The following is a 12,434-nucleotide window of genomic DNA, read 5'->3' as shown; positions in this document are numbered from 1 at the left end:
GTTGCGGCAATTTGAGGCTATGACACGTGCTGCGGTGCGTCAATAGACAGTCATCTATTTGAGACGCTGTTGACACACTTTTTTTGGCGGGGTGCGCGGAGTTGGCCCGATGTCGCTTGTCAGGAAGAGGACAGAAGAGAGGGAATTTTGCGAAAAATCCGCAGGTTGGCGACACGTAGTCTGGGATGAGCGCATGCGAATCCCAGCGTTGCCATGTACGTCTTAGCTGGGATTCGGCGACGCCTCATCCCCGCCTACGCGTCTAATGCGACGCGAGTTGCCCCAATCGCCACAACGCGCGATCGAGTTGCTCGCTCCACGGCAGGCCACAACTCAATCGCAGGCAATCGGTATATTCATCATGGCTTGAAAACAGCGCTCCTGGCGAAGTGCCGATGCCTTCGTGCAGTGCCGTTTCGAACAGCGCCTGCGTGTTCATACCTGGCAACTGCAGCCACAACGACAAGCCACCACGCGGTGTGCAAGCGCGTGTCGATGCCGGCCAGTAACGTGCGATGGCTTCGTGCATGCGTTGTGCGTTGTCCGCTAGCGCGCGGCGCAGCTGGCGCAAATGCCGCTCTAGATCGTGGCGTTGCAGATAATCGGCCAGCGCCAACTGCGGCAGGCTGGCGCTACCCACGGTGGAGAAGTACTTGGTACGCAGCAGCGCCTCGGTCCAGTCCCCGCCAACCATCCAGCCCACACGCAGACCCGGTGCCAGGATCTTGGAAAACGAATCGCAGGTGATCACCGTGCCATGCTTGTCCCAGCGCCGCAGCGGTGACGGGCGCTGCCCGGACCAAGCCAACTCGCCGTAGATATCGTCTTCGATCACGATCGTCTTGTGGCGCGCACAGCTTTTCAGCAGCGCCTGCTTGGCGGTATCGTCGGTCACGCTACCGAGCGGATTGTTGAAGTTGGGCACCAGCACGGCTGCGCGTACCTTGTTCTGCTGCAGCAGTTGTTCGAGCCGCGCGACGTCGATGCCGCGATCCGGCAGATTGGGCACAGCCAACACTTTCAGCTTCAACGCCGCCACCGCCTGCAGAATGCCGTGATAGGTGGGCGACTCCACCAGCACCACGTCACCGGGTTGGGTCAATGTGCGCAGCGCTAGGCTGATCGCCTCCATCGCGCCGGCGGTGATGACGACCTCCTCCGGCGATACCGTGACGCCCACTTGCGCGTAGCGCTGCGCGATATGCCGGCGCAGCGCGAGATGTCCTTGCGGTGGGGCGTAATCCAGCGCAGATGCTGGCGCGTGACGCAGACAGCGCGACAGCGATGCGGTCAGTGCCGTTTGTGGCAGCAAGGCAGGCGATGGCGTCGCACTGTGCAGCGGTAGAAGATCGCTACGCGCGAGCATGTCCAGCACATCCTGCAACATCGGGTTGCTGACCGTGCCTGGTGTGCGACGGCGCGATGGACGCGTTTCGGGCGGCAGCGGCGCGGCTGCGCGCACGAAGTAGCCTGAGCGCGGACGCGCCTGGGCGAGACCTTCGCGCTCCAACTGCAAACAGGCTTGCACGGCAGTGGCGATGCTCACGTCGTGACTGCGTGCCAGTTGCCGAATGGAGGGCAGGCGCTCGCCGGCGCGCAGCGCGCCTTGGGCGATTTGCGTGCGCAATTGGTTGGCGAGTTGTTCGTAGAGCAGCATTGATGCGGCCAACTGTACTGGTCGAAATCGATCGTATCTGAATCTGTATTGGTTGGAGAAGGCGGCCTAGGCTGGACTTGCCTGAAGCTGCTTTTGCTCGTCATTCCGGCGAAGGCCGGAATCCAGTGCAAATACGCGTCCGAAGGACTCAACAGATGGATTTTGAGTGCTCCGCACACCGCATTGAAACTGGATTCCGGCCTTCGCCGGAATGACGGTGGGGCACGGACCGGGCTGCAATAAACCAAAGTGCCAAAGACAGCACTATTCCTGGAAAGCAATGACATCTATTTCCAACCATAGCGACACCCGTTCTGCGGTAGCCCAACTGCTCTTCGCCGAAATCCTCATCGGCTCGGTCGGCGTCTTCGTCCACGAAAGCGGCCAGGACGCGGTCACCGCTGTGTTCTACCGCGCTCTGTTCGGCGGCATCTTCCTGCTCGTGTGGGGCCTGGCGCGCGGCCATCTGCATGGCGTATGGCAAGACCGCACACTGATCCGCGGCGCCATTCTCAGCGGTGCGCTGCTGGTGTTGAATTGGGTGTGCCTGTTCGCCGGCATGGCTCGTTCGTCCATCGGTGTGGCGACGATGGTGTATCACTTCTTTCCGTTCGTGATGCTGATTCTGGCGGCGGTGGTGCAGGGCGAACGCACTCGGCCCGTGGACTTGATGTGGACGCTGATCGGTTTCGTCGGCGTGGCGTGTTCGGCCGATCCGTTGCGGATGTGGCGCAGTGCCGATACGTCCTATTTCATCGGTATCGGCCTTACTTTCCTGGGAGCATTGCTATGCGGCGCGTCGTTGCTGATGTCGCGGCAGGTCGGCAAGCAGCGGCCGTTCGCGCTGGTGATGATCCAGTGCTGGGTCGGCGTCGTCATGCTGGGCTGGTTCTCCAGTTCCACCGCGTTGCACTGGGGAATGCATTGGCTATGGCTGGTGGGCCTGGGCGTAATCCACAGCGGTATCGTGTACGTACTGTTCTATTCTTCGTATTCACGCCTGCCGGTGGTGACGATCGCAGTGATGGCGTTCGTGTATCCGCTGGTGACGTTGTTGCTGGATTACGTGTTGTACGGTCACCGCCTTGTGCCGGTGCAACTGGCCGGCCTCGCCTTGATCGTGCTGGGCACGCTGGGCGTCAATCTGAAATGGAGGCTGGGTGTGCGCGTAGGTTGGGGCGAGGCGTAGCCGAATCCCAACGCAAGAATGTGGATGGCGATGTTGGGGTTCGGCTACGCCTCACCGCCAACCTACGTGCGACCACCATGCCGCGGCTTGGTCGGCAAGCGCTTCGACGGGCTCGATGGCTGAGAGCTTCAACACCAGCGGCTCGTCGAGAGGCGGCTCTAGATCACGGAACTGGCTTGCGATCAGCGAAGTTGGCATGAAATGCCCGCTGCGATGCGCCACGCGTTCGGCTGCCTGTTCGGGCGTTAGCTCCAGAAATACGAAACCAAGGTCCGGCACTGTGTCGCGCAAGGTGTCGCGATAACGACGCTTGAGTGCGGAGCAGGTGAGCACCACACGTTCGGATACATGCAGTTGATCGGCGGCTTCCTGCGCGAGCCGTTCGAGCCAGCCTTGCCGGTCGGCATCGGTGAGCGGAAGGCCGGCGCTCATCTTGCGAATGTTTTCAGGCGGATGAAAGGCGTCGCCTTCGATCAGGTATGTGCTTGTGCGTTGGCAGATGGCTTCGGCCACGGTGGACTTACCGCAGCCGGATACTCCCATGATGACAATGGCGCGCACGGCTTGTTCCAATCGAGAATGACGACTCTAAAGCATGAGGGCCGGAGCAATTGCCCGGCCCTCATGTTGACGGCAATCTTGCTGCAAGCCAATCAGGCGGCCATATCTTCCTTCTCCGCTTCAACCACCGGCAAGCGAATCAGATAATCGAACGCACTCAGCGCTGCCTTCGCGCCACCGCCCATCGCAATCACGATCTGCTTGTACGGCGTAGTGGTGACGTCACCCGCCGCGAACACACCCGGCACCGAGGTTTCGCCGCGAGCATCCACTTCGATCTCACCACGCGGCGACAGCTTCACTGTGCCCTTCAGCCAGTCGGTGTTTGGTAGCAGGCCGATCTGCACGAACACGCCTTCCAGCGCCACCTGCTGATTCTGGCCGCTGGTGCGGTCGGTGTAAGCCAAACCGGTGACCTTGTTCCCGTCGCCGAGTACTTCGGTGGTCTGCGCGCTCATGATTACCTTCACGTTCGGAAGGCTACGCAGTTTGCGTTGCAGCACTTCATCCGCACGCAGCTTGCTGTCGAATTCCAACAAGGTGACGTGATCCACGATGCCGGCCAGGTCGATCGCCGCTTCCACGCCGGAGTTGCCGCCGCCGATCACCGCCACGCGCTTGCCCTTGAACAGCGGGCCATCGCAGTGTGGGCAGTAGGTGACACCCTTGTTGCGATATTCCTGCTCACCCGGCACGTTCATGTTGCGCCAGCGCGCGCCGGTGGACAGCACCACGGTCTTCGCCTTCAGCGAGGCGCCGTTGGCGAGGCGCACTTCGATCAGGCCGCCTTCTTCCTGCGCGGGAATCAGCTGCTCGGCGCGCTGCAGGTTCATTATGTCCACGTCGTATTCGCGTACGTGTTGTTCCAGTGATGCGACCAGCTTCGGGCCTTCGGTGTAGGCCACCGAGATGAAGTTTTCGATCGCCATCGTATCCAGCACCTGGCCGCCGAAGCGTTCGGCTGCGACGCCTGTGCGGATGCCCTTGCGTGCGGAGTAGATCGCCGCCGCGGCGCCGGCCGGGCCGCCGCCCACCACCAGCACTTCGAACGGGGCCTTGGCCTTGAGCTTTTCCGCATCGCGCTGCGCGGCGTTGCTATCCAGGCGCGCGGTGATCTGCTCGATCGTCATGCGGCCCTGGTCGAACGGCTGGCCATTGAGGAACACAGTGGGCACGGCCATCACCTGGCGCTCGTTCACTTCATCCTGAAACAGCGAGCCGTCGATGGCGATGTGCTTGATGTTGGGATTGAGCACGCTCATCAGGTTCAGCGCCTGCACCGTATCCGGGCAGCTATGGCAACTGAGCGACATGAAGGTTTCGAACACGTACTCGCCTTCCAGGTTGCGCACCTGCTCGATCACTTCGGGTGCCGCCTTGGACGGATGGCCGCCCACTTGCAGCAGCGCCAGCACCAGCGAGGTGAACTCGTGGCCGAGCGGAATGCCGGCAAAGCGCACGCTCACATCCGTGCCGATGCGGTTGATGGCGAACGAGGGCTTGCGCGCTTCGTGGCCGTTCGTGCGCAGCGATACCTTGGGCGAAAGCGGTTCGATATCGCGCAGCAGTCCCAGCAGTTCCTGCGAGGCAGCGCTGTCATCGACGGAAGCGACCAGCTCGATCGGATGGGTCACTCTTTCGAGATAGGCCCTGAGTTGTTCTTTCAGATCGTTGTCCAGCATGGTGCATCTCCATCAATGGCTTGATTTGGAGCAGACGCCGCCGACATCCGGTAGAACATGGATGGACGGCATCTGCTTCGGGGTATAGGTGCGGGCCCGGCGGGAGGGGGATGTCGGGCCCGCGGCGGTTCCCGTTGCGGGAACCGCCAAGCTTGAAACTTAGATCTTGCCGACCAGGTCGAGCGACGGCTTCAGCGTGGCAGCGCCTTCCTTCCACTTGGCCGGGCACACTTCACCCGGATGGGAAGCCACGTACTGTGCAGCGCGCACCTTGCGCAGCAGTTCTTCCGCGTCGCGGCCGATGCCGTTGTCGTGGATTTCGCACAGCTTGATCTGGCCTTCCGGATTGATCACGAAGGTACCGCGCAGCGCCAGACCTTCTTCCTCGATCATCACGTCGAAGTTACGGGTGATGGCGCCCGTCGGGTCGCCCACCAGCGGGTACTTCACCTTGCTGATGGCGTCGGAGGTGTCGTGCCACGCCTTGTGCGAGAAATGCGTGTCGGTGGATACACCGTAGATCTCCACGCCCAGCGTCTGGAATTCATTGTAGTGATCGGCCAAGTCTTCCAGCTCGGTCGGGCAGACGAAGGTGAAGTCGGCCGGGTAGAACACGACCACGGACCACTTGCCCTTCAGCGAGGCGTCGGTCACTTCAACGAACTTGCCATCTTTGTAAGCGGTGGCCTTGAAAGGTTTGACGGAGGTGTTGATCAACGACATCTGCTATTTCCCGGTGTGTTGTTGGTAAGGGTTTCAAAGATACGGGAGATCGATTGAAAGGGCCAATTGATTGTTGGGATTACATTGATTCATGGCGTCTATCGGCATCCATTGACTCCCGCGATCGTTCCGGACTTGCCTCGGCGCTTCAAATTTTTTGGCGCAAATTAACGTAACCCGGTCCCGTTTCATTCCGGGCGAAATCTCTCGACGAATGGGAAACACCGCTTTAAGACGCGGCCCCCTAGCATGTCGCCCATACAGCACTTGTCTAAGGGCTCGCTCGCATCGTGGCAATGTGCGCGATGCGAGCAAGGAAGTGTGCACCGGTGCGGAGAAGCAGGGAAAGCAAAAAGCCATGTAGTTACACGATTGATCGTTTGCGCGCCCCATTCACTATGGGGCGCGTTGGGCCGGTGTTTGCACGCGTAAGAGGACGGGCTCATGGAACAGGGCTTCATCATGCAAACCATCGAAGCGGCGCACGCACCGCATCGTGAATATTGCCGTGGCCTACAGCGGACGGCAGGAGGTGCTGCACGCCGTGCAATTGTGCTGGCCGGAATTCGGTTTGGTGGATTTTCAAGACGCCATCGCCACGTATCAGCGCCGACAGCGGCGCTTCGGTACGTAACCACTTAGGCCGTCGGTGCTTGCAGATCGTTCCGAGCAACTGCTTTTGATGCTCGTGTAAGTGAGGCAACGAAGCCATCCTGGAGGGTAGGAGTCATGCATGTCGAAACTATAGAAGCGAGTTCCGAATTGCATCGCTCGATGGAACACGGCACAGTGCAAGTGAATCTCCTAGAACAGGGGCTTGCCTCACTGCAGTTTCCGTTTTTGGCCGGTAAGAACAATGAGGAGCTGAGCGACGTCGTATGGCGAAGCCGTGCATTTCTGCAGCGTTACCGCCTTTTGCAAAACGATGCGCTGGCGAGCTTCGACCTGCCGGATATCGTCCGATACGCTACTCTGCTTTACCCCATCGCCGAAGATACTGCTTTGGATATCGCAGTAGATGCGATCACGTGGTCGAACGTGTGGCGCGGCGAATACCAACGGCTATGCCAGACGGATGCTCCGGCCGCCAACATGGTTATATGGCAGCTTGTCGACCTCACATTGCATCGCGTGGGCATTCAGCCGGCCGATGATGCACCGCCGCTGGTATGGGCCTTTGCTAACCTTTGGAAGCGCGAGGCGGCTGGCATGAGTCTCTCATGGCAGCAACGTGCCGCCACCAACTGGCGCAGATGGTTCCTTTGCTTTGCCGGCGACAACGTGCTTGCCGAGCTCCAGGGCGAAACGAATCTGAGCACGCATCTACCGGATCGTCATAGCACCGAATGCGCCGTGCTTGGCGATCTGATCGAAGGCAGTCTCAAGTACGAATTGCCACGCGGTGCCTATGAAAGCCTGGAAATCGAAGGGCTGCGGGACATTCAAGCGGACTCGATGCGGTGGGTGAGCGACATCGCTGCGGCGCGTGCGGGCAATCCGCCGGAAGACAACGTGGTGCGCGCTGTGCAGCGGCAATGGGGCATAAGCCCAGATCAGGCGATCAGCAAGGTCGTCTCCATGCACGAGAAACTCATGCAGCGTTGGTGCGGATTGCGAAGTCGCCTCCCGCAGCTCTACGTCACGTTGCGCCTGAGTGAGGAAGCGCGAATCCACTTGCAGCGCTATGTGATCGGAATCGAGTTGCTGATTGCCGGTCATCATGCGTGGTATGCGAGAGCTGTTTAGCTCGTAGCCTGGGATGATAATCCCAGCTATCTAGCGGTGTTCCTAACGCTGGGATTGTCATCCCAGCCTACCCGGGCTGGGGCGCGCTGGCGGAATGTTTGGTTCGCAACCACTCGCCACCACTCTTGCGAAGCAACGGATACTCTCGGTCAGAAAGAAGCCGCAGAGCATCACTCCCGCTCTGCAAGCGCCTTATTCACCCGCAATGCAATTAACGTACACGCTACGCCAGAGAGTAAATACAAACTCACCGCCACCAACCCAAATCGCGCCGACAATCCCAGCGCCACCAGCGGCGCAAACGCGGCGCCGATTAGCCAGGCGAAATCGGATGTCAGCGCCGCGCCTGTGTAACGCAGGTGGATTTCGAAGTTGGACGTCACGCTGCCGGCCGCCTGTCCGTATGACAGGCCAAGCAGGGCGAAGCCGATGATGATGAAGGCGTCCTGCGCGATCTGGCTACCGCCCAGCAGCCAAGGTGCGAACAGGGCGAAGATGCCGATGAGCACGGCCGCCGTACCTAGCGTGGTGCGCCGGCCGATGCGGTCGGCGATGATGCCCGAGGCGATGGTGCCGCCGATGCCGGCCAGTGCGCCGACGATCTGGATCGTCAGCACTGCGTTGACTGATTGCGTGGTGCCCAGCGTGATCCAAGACAACGGGAAAATTGATACAAGGTGGAATAGCGCATAGCTCGCCAGCGCAGCGAAGGCGCCGACGAAGATGTTGTAGCCCTGGCGGCGCAGCATGTCGATGATGCCGATGGGCTGCAGCTCGCGCTCTTCCATGGCGCGGGTGTATTCCTCGGTCACCACCAGGCGCAGGCGCGCGAACAGCGCCACGACGTTGATGGTGAAGGCGACGTAGAAGGGATAGCGCCACCCGAATTCCAGAAAATCGTCGCTGGCCAGTTGGGTGTGTAGAAACAGGAACAGGCTGCAGGCGATCAGGAAGCCCATTGGGGCGCTGAGCTGGCCGAGCATGGCGTACCAGCCGCGCCGTTCGGGCGGCGTGTTGAGGGCGAGGAGGGACGGCAGGCCATCCCATGAACCACCCAGCGCAATGCCTTGCAGGAACCGGAAGAAGGTCAGCAGGCCAATCGCCCAGCCGCCGATGATGTTGTAGCCGGGCAGGAACGCCATGCCGGCGGTGGTGCTGCCCAGCAGGAACATGGCGATGGTGAGCTTGGTGCCGCGGCTCCAGCGCCGCTGGAAGGCCATGAACAGCGTGGTGCCGAGCGGGCGCGCGATGAAGGCCAGCGAGAAAATCGCGAACGACAGCAGCATGCCGTCCAGCCGGCTTTCGAACGGAAAGAACACCGACGGAAACACCAGCACGCAAGCGATGCCGAAGACGAAGAAATCGAAGTATTCGGCGGTTCGCCCGACGATGACGCCGACGGCGATTTCGCCTGGGGCCAATCGGGCATGGGCGTGAATGCGCCCGAGGTCTTCCGGGGAGAGGCCGGCTGGTTCGCGCTGATCCTCAAACGTACTGGACATAGTCGTTGCTCGGATAGGGAGTTGCAGCGGTGACAGCATGGCACCGTTGCGCGGTCAAGGCTAGGGACCCTCTGATCTATTTTTTGCACACGGCCTTCTTCTGCCGGCGTGCGTAAAACTCAACCATGCGAAATCTCGCTCCCCCATACGGGGGAGGGAACGGATCGTCGCAAACATGCGCACCCAATTCTTGCCGAGACGTTACGAACACAAAGCATTCATGCCACGTCCCGGCATGATTTCAACATCATGTCCTTGTTTCCGATCCACTTCGAGCACGGCGAAACGCCGCAGCATGTCGCGGTGGATGCCCAAACCATTTGCGTGCGGCCCATCGATCGGCGTACCTTTCGACCCAGCAGTACCCCTTCTCATTCGGTTGCGTCTGTCATGTCTATGAAGGCTCTCCGCGGACTGCTACTGCTGGCCTTTGCCCTGGCGCTGACGGGCTGTCATACCGTGCTGATGTCGCCGTCCGGGGACGTTGCGCGTCAGCAACGCGATTTGATCATCATTTCGCTCATCCTGATGCTGCTGATCGTGGTGCCGGTGATCGTGGCCACGCTGGTGTTCGCGTGGCGTTACCGCGCATCCAATCACAAGGCGGCATACGATCCGGATTGGGATCACTCCACCATCGTGGAGCTGATGATCTGGTCGGCGCCATTGCTGATCATCATCGCGCTCGGCGCGGTGACCTGGGTAAGCACACACAAGCTCGACCCGTATCGACCGCTCGATCGCCTTTCGGCCGGGCGGGTAGTGCCGGTGGATGCCAAACCGCTCGAAGTGGATGTCGTCGCGCTCGACTGGAAATGGTTGTTCATCTATCCCGAGCAGAATCTTGCGGTGGTAAACGAAATGGCCGCGCCGGTGGATCGACCGATTCATTTCAACCTCACGGCTTCAACCGTGATGAATTCCTTCTTCATCCCTGCCTTGGCAGGCCAAATCTACGCGATGCCGGGCATGCAGACCACGCTGCAGGCGGTGATCAACAAACCTGGCGATTACTGGGGTTTTTCCGCCAATTACAGCGGGGCAGGCTTCTCGTACATGAACTTCACCTTCCACGGCGTGAGCGAGGATGATTTCGCCAAGTGGGTGGCCAAGGCCAAAGCTCAAGGCAGCGGCACGCTCGATCACGATACTTATGCCAAGTTGGAAGCGCCAAGCCAGCAAGAGCCGGTGCGTTATTACGGCAGTGTGGCGCCCGGCCTTTACCAATCCATTCTCAATCGCTGCGTCCAACCCGGTCCTACGTGCATGAACATGCTTCGGATGTCCGAACCCAGCGGGGGCAGCGAAGCGTCTGCGACATCCGAAAGCCACGCGGCCATGCCGATGGCTCATCCACAGTGAATTCAAGTGCCGGTGCCGCGATGACTTCTCAACATCCCGATCTTACCAAGCTGCTTTTCGGACGTCTGACGCTGGACGAGATTCCCTATCACGAACCCATCCTGATCTTTACCTTCATCGGTGTGGCGCTGGGCGCTATCGCGGTGCTTGGTCTGATCACGTATTACCGTAAATGGGGCTATCTGTGGCACGAGTGGTTCACCAGCGTGGATCACAAGAAGATCGGCATCATGTATATCGTGCTGGCGCTGGTGATGCTGCTACGCGGCTTCGCCGATGCGCTGATGATGCGCGTGCAACAGGCTGTCGCTTTCGGCCCGCACGAAGGTTATCTGCCGGCTGCGCACTACGATCAGATCTTCACCGCGCACGGCACGATCATGATCTTCTTCGTCGCCATGCCGTTCATCACCGGCTTGATCAATTTCGTCATGCCGCTGCAGATCGGTTCGCGCGACGTAGCCTTTCCTTTCCTCAACAACTTCAGCTATTGGATGACGGTTGCTGGCGCGGTGCTGGTCATGGCGTCGCTATTCATCGGCGCTTTTGCGCGTACCGGCTGGCTGGCGTACCCGCCGCTTTCGGAGCTGTCGTCCAGTCCAGACAGCGGCGTGGATTACTGGATATGGGGGCTGCAGATAGCGGGTGTAGGCACCACCCTCTCCGGCATCAACATGATCGCCACCATCGTGAAGATGCGTGCGCCGGGCATGACGATGATGAAGATGCCGATCTTCACCTGGACGGCACTGTGCGCGAACGTGCTGATCGTGGCGGCGTTTCCGGTGCTCACCGCCACGCTGGCGTTGTTGACGTTGGATCGCTATGCGGGCACGCACTTCTTTACCAACGATCTGGGCGGCAACTACATGATGTACGTCAACCTCATCTGGGTGTGGGGGCACCCGGAGGTGTACATCCTGGTGCTGCCCGCCTTTGGCGTGTTTTCCGAAGTCACCTCCACCTTCTCGCGCAAGCGTCTGTTTGGCTACGCGTCGATGGTGTATGCGACGGTGGTGATCACGGTGCTCTCTTACCTGGTGTGGCTGCATCACTTTTTCACCATGGGCTCAGGCGCCAGCGTCAACTCGTTCTTCGGCATCACCACGATGATCATCTCGATCCCGACGGGAGCGAAGATTTTCAACTGGATGTTCACCATGTACCGCGGACGCATCGTGTTCGATGTGCCGATGCTGTGGGTGGTGGCCTTTATCGTGACCTTCGCTATTGGCGGCATGACCGGCGTATTGCTGGCGGTGCCGCCGGCGGATTTCGCGCTGCATAACAGCTTGTTCCTGATCGCGCACTTCCACAACGTGATCATCGGTGGCGTGTTGTTCGGCATGTTTGCCGGCGTCAATTACTGGTTCCCGAAAGCGTTTGGTTTCAGGCTCGATCCGTTCTGGGGCAAGCTCTCGTTCTGGTTCTGGGTGGTTGGTTTCTATTTTGCGTTCATGCCGCTGTATCTGCTGGGGCTGATGGGCGTGACGCGTCGCCTGCGACATTTCGACGATCCGTCGCTGCAGATCTGGTTCCAGCTGGCGGCGTTCGGCGCGGTGCTGATCCTGTTGGGCATTGCGGCGATGATCGTGCAGTTTGCGGTGAGCATCCTGCGTCGCGACAAGTTGCGTGATACCACGGGTGATCCGTGGCATGGGCGCACGCTGGAATGGTCTACCTCGTCGCCGCCGCCGCCGTACAACTTTGCTTTTACGCCGCAGGTGCATGACATCGACACCTGGTGGCAGATGAAGCAGTATCACTGGCGCCGGCCGTTGGAGGGCTTCGTGCCCATCCACATGCCGAAAAACACAGGCACCGGCGTGTATCTGGCGGTGCTGAGTTTCATCTTCGGCTTCGCCATGGTCTGGTACATGTGGCTGATCGCGGCGCTGTCGTTCGCGGCGCTGCTGGCGGTGGCCATCCATCACACCTTCAACTACGACCGCGACTACTACATCCCTGCAGATGAAGTAAGCCGGGTCGAAGCCGCCCGCGCCGGAGCCTAG

General features: G+C 60.2%; 10 protein-coding genes. 5 read left to right on the top strand and 5 right to left on the bottom strand.

Going from position 1 to position 12,434, the window contains the following annotated elements; all coding sequences use genetic code 11:
* Positions 1–262: 262 nt before the first annotated feature.
* Positions 263–1,657, bottom strand: a complete 1,395-nt coding sequence (locus ISP18_RS14840) for an aminotransferase-like domain-containing protein (RefSeq protein ID WP_380015861.1) — start codon at positions 1,655–1,657, stop codon at positions 263–265.
* 280 nt (positions 1,658–1,937) lie between these two features.
* Here ISP18_RS14840 and ISP18_RS14835 point away from each other — a divergent pair, with 280 nt between their 5' ends.
* Positions 1,938–2,846: a DMT family transporter gene (locus ISP18_RS14835; RefSeq protein ID WP_380013479.1), complete on the top strand. Its 909-nt coding sequence runs from the start codon at positions 1,938–1,940 to the stop codon at positions 2,844–2,846.
* A gap of 51 nt (positions 2,847–2,897) precedes the next feature.
* Here the strand turns inward: ISP18_RS14835 and ISP18_RS14830 are convergent, their stop codons facing one another.
* From ISP18_RS14830 to ahpC, 3 genes are all read right to left on the bottom strand, one after another.
* Complete coding sequence (locus ISP18_RS14830) at positions 2,898–3,407, bottom strand: gluconokinase (protein WP_380013476.1); 510 nt, start codon at positions 3,405–3,407, stop codon at positions 2,898–2,900.
* A 92-nt stretch (positions 3,408–3,499) separates the two neighbouring features.
* Positions 3,500–5,089 (bottom strand): alkyl hydroperoxide reductase subunit F, encoded by a 1,590-nt coding sequence (gene ahpF / locus ISP18_RS14825; RefSeq protein WP_380013473.1) that lies wholly within the window; start codon positions 5,087–5,089, stop codon positions 3,500–3,502.
* A 159-nt stretch (positions 5,090–5,248) separates the two neighbouring features.
* Positions 5,249–5,812: an alkyl hydroperoxide reductase subunit C gene (gene ahpC / locus ISP18_RS14820; protein ID WP_380013470.1), complete on the bottom strand. Its 564-nt coding sequence runs from the start codon at positions 5,810–5,812 to the stop codon at positions 5,249–5,251.
* 496 nt (positions 5,813–6,308) lie between these two features.
* Between ahpC and ISP18_RS14815 the strand changes: the two genes are divergently transcribed.
* Both ISP18_RS14815 and ISP18_RS14810 read left to right on the top strand, forming a co-directional pair.
* Positions 6,309–6,446, top strand: a complete 138-nt coding sequence (locus tag ISP18_RS14815) for a hypothetical protein (protein WP_380013467.1) — start codon at positions 6,309–6,311, stop codon at positions 6,444–6,446.
* A 95-nt stretch (positions 6,447–6,541) separates the two neighbouring features.
* Positions 6,542–7,558: a terpene synthase family protein gene (locus ISP18_RS14810; protein WP_380013464.1), complete on the top strand. Its 1,017-nt coding sequence runs from the start codon at positions 6,542–6,544 to the stop codon at positions 7,556–7,558.
* Positions 7,559–7,728: 170 nt separating this feature from the next.
* Here ISP18_RS14810 and ISP18_RS14805 read toward each other — a convergent pair whose 3' ends face one another.
* Positions 7,729–9,060 carry an MFS transporter gene (locus ISP18_RS14805; protein ID WP_380013461.1) on the bottom strand — a complete coding sequence of 444 codons (1,332 nt, stop codon included), beginning with the start codon at positions 9,058–9,060 and terminating at the stop codon, positions 7,729–7,731.
* 390 nt (positions 9,061–9,450) lie between these two features.
* Between ISP18_RS14805 and cyoA the strand changes: the two genes are divergently transcribed.
* A complete protein-coding gene (cyoA, locus tag ISP18_RS14800) occupies positions 9,451–10,422 on the top strand; it encodes a ubiquinol oxidase subunit II (protein ID WP_380013458.1) in 972 nt (323 codons plus the stop codon).
* Positions 10,423–10,442: 20 nt separating this feature from the next.
* On the top strand, positions 10,443–12,434 hold the full coding sequence (gene cyoB / locus ISP18_RS14795) for a cytochrome o ubiquinol oxidase subunit I (RefSeq protein ID WP_380013455.1): 1,992 nt from the start codon (positions 10,443–10,445) through the stop codon (positions 12,432–12,434).

Source organism: Dyella humi, from assembly GCF_044904605.1.
GTDB lineage: Bacteria > Pseudomonadota > Gammaproteobacteria > Xanthomonadales > Rhodanobacteraceae > Dyella_B > Dyella_B humi.
This window is presented reverse-complemented; position numbering and strand designations above follow the sequence as displayed.

Bases quoted from the DNA above. Each gene is read 5' to 3' on its own strand.
- ISP18_RS14840 (WP_380015861.1), bottom strand. From the start codon at position 1,657: ATGCTGCTCTACGAACAACTCGCCAACCAATTGCGCACGCAAATCGCC.
- ISP18_RS14835 (WP_380013479.1), top strand. From the start codon at position 1,938: ATGACATCTATTTCCAACCATAGCGACACCCGTTCTGCGGTAGCCCAA.
- ahpF (WP_380013473.1), bottom strand. From the start codon at position 5,089: ATGCTGGACAACGATCTGAAAGAACAACTCAGGGCCTATCTCGAAAGA.
- ahpC (WP_380013470.1), bottom strand. From the start codon at position 5,812: ATGTCGTTGATCAACACCTCCGTCAAACCTTTCAAGGCCACCGCTTAC.
- ISP18_RS14810 (WP_380013464.1), top strand. From the start codon at position 6,542: ATGCATGTCGAAACTATAGAAGCGAGTTCCGAATTGCATCGCTCGATG.
- ISP18_RS14805 (WP_380013461.1), bottom strand. From the start codon at position 9,060: ATGTCCAGTACGTTTGAGGATCAGCGCGAACCAGCCGGCCTCTCCCCG.
- cyoA (WP_380013458.1), top strand. From the start codon at position 9,451: ATGTCTATGAAGGCTCTCCGCGGACTGCTACTGCTGGCCTTTGCCCTG.
- cyoB (WP_380013455.1), top strand. From the start codon at position 10,443: ATGACTTCTCAACATCCCGATCTTACCAAGCTGCTTTTCGGACGTCTG.